This is a genomic window from Skermanella pratensis (assembly GCF_008843145.1).
Taxonomy (GTDB): domain Bacteria; phylum Pseudomonadota; class Alphaproteobacteria; order Azospirillales; family Azospirillaceae; genus Skermanella; species Skermanella pratensis.
The window spans coordinates 4813807-4820633 of record NZ_CP030265.1 but is presented as its reverse complement, the minus strand read 5'-3'; the positions used below and the strand labels follow the sequence as shown (position 1 = coordinate 4820633).

Sequence of the window (6827 nt, the reverse complement as noted above, 5' to 3'; positions counted from 1 at the left end):
CCTGTTCCGGGACCAGGAGCCGGTGACCGGCCCGATTTCCCTGGAAGAGGCGATGGCCCGGGCCATCAAGTACAACCTTGATTATCGGTTGACCGCGATGGACCAGGCGCTGCAGAACCGGCAGCTCGACCTGACGCGCTACGACATGCTGCCCAAGCTGGTCGCCGCGGCCGGGGGCACGGCGCGGTCGAACGAGAACCTGTCGGTCAGCGAGAACACCCGGACCGGCGTGAAGTCGACCGATCCGTCCCTCAGCCAGGACCAGGAGCGCTTCACCACGGACCTGACCCTTTCGTGGAACGTGCTGGATTTCGGCGTCAGCTATTACCAGGCGCGCCAGCAGGCGGACCGCTCGCTGATCGCGGACGAGCGGCGCCGGCGCGTCGTGCATTCCGTGATCCAGCAGGTCCGCGCAGCTTATTGGCAGGCGGTGTCGGCCGAGCGGATCGAGGCCGCGATCATCCCGATCCTGGCGGAAACCCGGCAGGCGCTGAGCGACGCGCGAACGGTCGAGGAACAGCGGCTACGCCCGCCGGTGGAGGTGCTGCGCTACCAGAAGGCGCTGATCGAAATCATGCGCCAGCTGGAGACGGTCGAGCAGGATCTCGCCATCGCCAAGGCCCAGCTCCGCGCGCTGATGAACCTGCCGCCGGGCCAGGCCTTCACGCTGGCGCTGCCGGCCGGCTTCCGCCGCGACATTCCCCAGGTCGGCCTCGCGATCGAGGAGATGGAGACCCTGGCGCTGAACGGCCGGCCGGAACTGCGGGAGGAGCATTACCAGCGCCGGATCAGTGCCGCCGAGGTGCGCAAGTCGATCCTGCGCCTGTTGCCGGGGCTCACCTTCACCGGCTCCGCCAACCTGGACACCAATTCCTATCTGGTGAACAACACCTGGGCCGAAGCGGGCCTGCGGGTCAGCTTCAACCTGTTGAACCTGCTGACCGCCCCGGCGTCGATCGGCGTCGCCGAGGCCCAGCAGGAGCTGGCCGAGACGCGGCGCCTGGCGCTGAGCATGGCGGCGCTGACGCAGGTCCATGTCGGCTACCAGCAGTACCAGCGGGCGCGCCGGAACTTCGAGCAGGCCGACCAGCTCGACTCGATCGAGCAGCGCCTCTACGAGAACATCCGGCAGGCCCAGGCGGGCCAGGCCCAGAACGTGCTGGAGCGGGTGCGGGCCGCGGCATCGGCGATCCTGTCCGAACTGGCGCGCGACCGGGCCTATGCCGACCTGCAGGCGTCGGCGTCCAACCTGATCGTCTCGCTCGGTCTCGACCCGCTGCCCGCCACCGTGCCCAGCCACGACATCAAGGCCCTGACCCAGGCGCTGGCCGCGATCAACGCCGACTGGCAGGCCGGCCGGCTGGTTCCGCCCGCACCGCAACCCGCACCGCAACCCGCGCCCGCGCCGGTGGCTCTCCCCGCGCCGCAGCCGCCGGTCGAGCAGCCCGCTCCGGCGGTGGCTCCGGTCGAGACAGTGCCGCTCGCCGACGTGCCGGCGCCTGAACCGGTGGCGGCCAGTCCGGTTCCCGAGCCGGTCCCCGAGCCGGTCCCCGAGCCGGTCAAGGAAGCCACCGCCGCCGAGCCGACGACGGCGGTCCCTTCCGTGATGCCCGCCGTGGCGGTCCAGGCCGTGGCGCCGCCGGTCGATCTCACGAAGCCGCGTCCCGTGCGGGGGACCGGCCCGAGCCGGAAGCCGCTCATCGCCGATCCGATCTGAGGAGGCGGGCATGACCGGGTGGTTCTCCAGCCTGCTTGCCGCCGTCCTCCTGATCGCCGCCGCTCCGGCTGCCGCCCAGCCGGCCGAGCCGGGCACCGGCTTGGGCGGCGTGCCGGAGATCCGGGCGCAGATCTCGCCGCGGCGGAGCACCATGCTCTCGTCCGAACTTGCGGCCAAGATCGATGATCTGGGCCTGCGCGAGGGCGAGCGGTTCAAGGAGGGGCAGAAGCTCGTCGGGTTCGACTGCGCGGTCCACCGCGCCCGGCTCAACAAGGCGGTCGCCCAGCAGCAGGCCGCGCGCAAGCTCTACGAGGTCAATTCCCGCCTCGACAAGCTGGGTTCGGTCAGCACGCTGGAGCTGGAGGCCGCCGCGGCCCAGTTCAGCGCGGCCGAGGCCGAGACCGCCATGATGCGGACCATGGTCGAGCGGTGCGTCGTCCTCGCCCCGTTCCCCGGGAGGATCGCCGAGCTGAAGGTGCGGCGCTACGAGTTCGTCACCGAGGGGAAGGAACTGATGGAGATCCTCGACGACCGGGAGCTGGAGATCGAGATGATCGTCCCGTCGCGCTGGCTCTCCTGGCTGGTGCCGGGGACCGGGTTCAAGGTCCTGATCGAGGAGACCGGCCACGCCTACGCGGCCGAGGTGACCCGGCTGTCCGCCCGGATCGATCCGGTCAGCCAGTCGATCAAGGTCTTCGGCAAGGTGGTCGAGAAGGCCGGCGGCCGGCAGCAGGACCTTCTGGCAGGCATGAGCGGCCGGGCCGTGTTCGCCATGCCCAACTGAGCTACACTTGCCTCCGGTCCCGACAACAGGAGGAGAGCGAATGGCACGGGAACTGGATGTCCGGGGGCTTCATTGTCCGCTCCCGATTCTGCGAACGCGCCGTCAACTCGACCACATGGCGGCGGGGGAGGAACTGATCGTGCTGGTCACCGATCCGGCTTCGGTCATCGACTTCCGCCACTTCTGCAACACCACGGCGCACGAGCTGGTCGAGCATTCCGCCGAAGGTGGCGTCTTCACCTATCGGATTCGGCGCGGCGGGGGCTGAGCGCCGCTCCGGTCGCGGGATTCTCGCCCAGCGCCAGGAACAGCCCGCCGGGAAGGCTGACCAGCAGAAGCATCAGCCCGAACAGGATCGACATCAGCAGCGCGCCCCCGACCGGCACGCCGACCAGTCCGAACACCGCGACCATGGCCCCTTCGCGGAGACCCCACCCGGCGATCGACAGGGGCATCCCCGCCACCAGGACGATCGGGGGCATCAGCACCAGGCAGTCGACCAAGCCGACCGGCAGTTCCAGGCTCGCCGCGATCAGCCACATGGTCACCCCGGCCAGCAGATGGACCAGCGCCGAGACGCCGACGATCGGCACGGCGGTCAGGGGGCGGGCCAGAAGGCCGCGGACCGTCCGGCCGAACTCGGCGACGCCGTGCAGCCTTCCGGAGTGCCATTTTCCAGGTAGCCGGTCCGCCGCCAGCGCCAGGGCCAGCAGGGCTGTTCCGATGCCGAGGCCGGCCAGCACGGCCCAGCGCATCGCCGGATCGGGCATGCGTGCCAGCAGGGCCGGCCCTGTTCCCACCACCACCGCGACCAGTCCGAGCAGCGCCGTCGTCCGGTCTACCAGCACGCCTCGGACGGCGGTGCCGACACCATGCCCCAGCGCCCGGAGCCGCCAGACCCGCCAGACGTCTCCGGCGATCGAGGTCGGCAGCGCCTGGCCGAGGAAGAAGCCCGCGAGGTTGATCCGCAGCGCCCGCGTTGTGCCGATGGCGGCACCGAGCCCGGCCATGATGAAGGCCCAGCGCCACGAGATCAGCACGACCTGGACCACCATCAGGGCGAACGCTGCCGCGAGCCACAGGGGATCGACGCCGGCCAGACGCCCGGCCAGGGCCGTCAGGTCGGTCTGCCGCAGCAGCAGCCAGAGCAGCAGGCCCGACAGGGCGAAGCGCAGGGCGGCCAGCGCGATCCGGCGGAGGCGGTCGTTCAAGATGTCAGTTCTTCAAGGCGACGGTGGCGCGCACCGGCAAATGGTCCGACGCCCGCCGGGTCACAGGGGTGCGGACCACGTCGTAGTTGGACAGCACCAGCCCGTCCGACACGAAGATGCGATCGAGCCGGAGCGTCGGCATCCGGACATGGAAGCTGCGCGGCGCCGCGCAGTCGGCGAAGCAGTGCATCAACCGCTTGATCCGGGGCGACCGGGGCCGCCACTCGTTCAGGTCGCCCATGAACACCGTCGGCCGGTCCGCGCCGCGCTCGACCGTGTTCAGGACGCGGGTGATCTGGGCGTTCCGCTCCCACGGGTCCAGGCCGAGATGGGCGACGATCACCCGGACCACCTTGTCGCCCACCTGGATGTCGGCATCGATGGCGCCCCGCGGCTCGCGGTGGGGCAGGGACAGGTCCATCGGCCGGATCTCCAGCACCGGCAGCCGGCTCAGCAGCGCATTGCCGTAGTGGGCGCGCTCGTTGTGCTTGGTCGGGCCGGAATAGGCCTTCAATCCGGTCTCCCGGCCGAGGAACTCGAACTGGTCCAGCCCGATCTCGCCCCGATGGTGCCAGCCGACCTCCTGGAGCCCGACCACGTCGGCCTCCAGCCCCTTGACCACCCCGGCGATCCGGTCGGGCGCGAACTTGGCATCCACACCGACACAGCTGTGCACGTTGTAGGTCGCGACTCGGAACGAGCGCAGGCCGGGCGGCGCAGCGCCCGGCCGCTCGTCGCGCTCGTCGACGCTCTCGATATCGGTATCGGTGTTTTCGAGCAGATCAGTCACGCTTTACTTGCCCCCGTCCTTGCTGTCGTTGCCGTTTCGCCCTTGCGCGCCGGACCCGGTTTCACCCGCCCGCCCAACAGCTTGTTGGCGATCCACCCCAGGCTGGCCGCCACCAGCGCGATGCCCACGGCGATCCCGATGCTGGCGGGAGTAGGGTCCCGCAGCGTCCGCTCGAGCTGGCTGCCGAGCAGGCTGAACGCCAGCGTTCCCGGCGCCATGCCCAGGGCCGTTCCAATAACATAGTCAGTGAACCGCAGATGGGATGCTCCCGCCACCACATTGACCACGCTGAACGGTGCGACCGGTATGACCCGGATCACCGCGACCGCCAGAATCCCCTGGTCGGCGAGCCTCCGGCTGATCCTGTTGACGAGACGGCCACCAAAACGCCGCACCCAGCGCCGGCCGCCGTACCGGCCGACCCCGAACAGGACGGTGGCGCTGGCGAGGCAACCGCAAATGGCGGTAGCGAATCCCCAGGCCGGGCCCAGCACGATGGCCGTCGCGGCGATCAGCACCATCACCGGGAACATCACGAACCCGCCGACCACATAGACGGCCACGCCGATCAGCGGCCCGAACGGCATGTCGGCCAGGCTCTGCGCCCAGTCCAGCACGCCGTCGACGGTCGCCAGCTCGCTCAGGCCGGTGAAGCGCCACAGGGCGGCGAGCCCCGCCAGCAGCAGGGCCAGCACCCCTACGGCTATTCCGAACTTCAGGCGCGGTGTCGGCTTTTCAAGGTCGGGCATGATCTGGCGGGTCAGTTCCTCTGCGGTTATCGGCTTTTCCGGGTCGAACAGGTGGATCTCGGCGATGAAGCTGTCGACACCGGCAACATCATCCACCGTCACGGGTTCCAGGCGATGACCCCCGGGGTTGTGGAAATGCCGGATCGTCTCCATCAGGGATCCGGTTTCCGCGATCTTCGCCGCGACGGCGTCGCGGGAGGCTCCCAGGTGCTCGGCCAGCAGCCGGTCGCGATAGCGGCGGATCGCCTTGCGCCGGGCCTCGCACCCCGCCTTGCCGGGAACCGCCTCGATCGCCAGGTCGCATTCGGTGTCGAACCCCATGGACCGGTTGTTCAGGTTGGACGAGCCGATCCGCATCAGCGTGTCGTCCACCACCATGGTCTTGGAATGGATCGTGACCGGCACCCCCGCGGGGGTGACCGCGCCGAAGATGCCGAACTTGCCGTGGGTGTCGGCCTGGCGCAGCCGGTTGACCAGATGGCGCCGCGCCCGGCCCATCAGCTCCTCCTCCAGCCAGCCCGGGCAGTTCAGCGGGGTGACCACGACGATCTCCGGCCCGTTGGGGTCGCCCAGCCGGGACAGCAGCGCCTGTCCGACGCATTCCGCGGTGAAATACTGGCTCTCGATGTAGATCAGGCGCTTGGCGGCCGCGATGGAGGCGACATAGAGCGCCTCCACCTCCCGCGCCTCGACCTGGTCGCCGTGGCGGGGAAGGGTGCGGGCGATGCCGACCTCGACGTCGCGCAGGTCGGCGCGGAGCCGGTCCGGCCAGGGGTCGGACGGCACGGGGGCCGGCGGCATCGCCGGCTCGCCGGTGCCGCGGCGCCAGCGGTAGCGGGCCAGTTCGCCGAGCGCCGCCGCCGCGTCCCCGTCCACCGCCATCATCATGTCGTGGAACGGATCGTACAACTCGCCGTTGGGCCGCCGGCGCCTGATGTCGCGGTCCAGGTGCTCGCTGGTGTCCCAGCGGTTCGCGGTGATGTCGATGCCGCCGCAGAAGGCCACCGCGTCGTCGATCACCACCAGCTTCTGATGGTGGCAGGCGGCGGCGGGATGCTCTCCGTCCAGCCTGAACGAGACCCGCGTGTGGGTCATCAGGTCCAGCAGGGCGGTCGGGAAGATCTCCCGCTCAAGCGCGAAGATCATGGAGAAGTCCCACTTCAGCACGTGGATACGGAGTTTCGGCCGGCTTTCGACCAGCCGCTCCAGGAACTCGCCGAACCGGTTGGGCACCTTGGGGTCGGGCGGGTCGCTTTCCAGGCCGACCCGCGTGTCGAAGTCCCAGCCGAGCAGGATGATGGAGTGCTGCGCCTTCAGCATCGCCGCCTTGACCGCGCTGTAATAGTCGGCCGCGTCGATGATGAAGGCGACCCGGTCGGCATGCTCCAGGCGCCAGCAGGTGGTGCCCGGCCTCAGCAGCGGCGGCGACGTGTCGAGCTGGTCGGGAACGGGGCAGTTTCGGCGGGGCTCGGGCTGCGGCATGGAGATCGGGCTTCGGCTTGGCATCCGGGACGGGACGTATCGCTGTATTAACGTTTGACAAGCCGGGATCACCCCAATCCGGCCGGAATCACCG

Annotated in this window: 6 protein-coding genes; 3 read left to right on the top strand and 3 right to left on the bottom strand. The window is 69.8% G+C overall.

Annotated elements, in window-relative coordinates:
- Positions 1–22: 22 nt before the first annotated feature.
- Genes DPR14_RS22220 through DPR14_RS22210 form a run of 3 tightly spaced genes read left to right on the top strand, consistent with a single transcriptional unit; the run spans position 23 to position 2769 of the window.
- Positions 23–1717: a TolC family protein gene (locus DPR14_RS22220; protein ID WP_211103852.1), complete on the top strand. Its 1695-nt coding sequence runs from the start codon at positions 23–25 to the stop codon at positions 1715–1717.
- A 10-nt stretch (positions 1718–1727) separates the two neighbouring features.
- Positions 1728–2501, top strand: a complete 774-nt coding sequence (locus DPR14_RS22215; RefSeq protein ID WP_158047088.1) for an efflux RND transporter periplasmic adaptor subunit — start codon at positions 1728–1730, stop codon at positions 2499–2501.
- 40 nt (positions 2502–2541) lie between these two features.
- Positions 2542–2769, top strand: coding sequence for a sulfurtransferase TusA family protein (locus tag DPR14_RS22210; RefSeq protein WP_158047087.1), 228 nt, complete (start codon positions 2542–2544; stop codon positions 2767–2769).
- Here DPR14_RS22210 and DPR14_RS22205 read toward each other — a convergent pair.
- From DPR14_RS22205 to DPR14_RS22195, 3 genes are read right to left on the bottom strand one after another with little or no spacing between them, the layout of a single operon-like run.
- Positions 2738–3712, bottom strand: coding sequence for a lysylphosphatidylglycerol synthase transmembrane domain-containing protein (locus DPR14_RS22205; protein ID WP_192499104.1), 975 nt, complete (start codon positions 3710–3712; stop codon positions 2738–2740). The genes DPR14_RS22210 and DPR14_RS22205 overlap by 32 nt on opposite strands.
- Positions 3713–3716: 4 nt before the next feature.
- On the bottom strand, positions 3717–4502 hold the full coding sequence (locus DPR14_RS22200; protein ID WP_158047085.1) for an endonuclease/exonuclease/phosphatase family protein: 786 nt from the start codon (positions 4500–4502) through the stop codon (positions 3717–3719).
- Entirely contained in the window at positions 4499–6733 is a 2235-nt protein-coding gene (locus tag DPR14_RS22195; protein ID WP_192499103.1) for a VTT domain-containing protein, read from the bottom strand. The genes DPR14_RS22200 and DPR14_RS22195 overlap by 4 nt, the downstream gene beginning before the upstream one ends.
- Between the last annotated feature and the right edge of the window lie 94 nt (positions 6734–6827).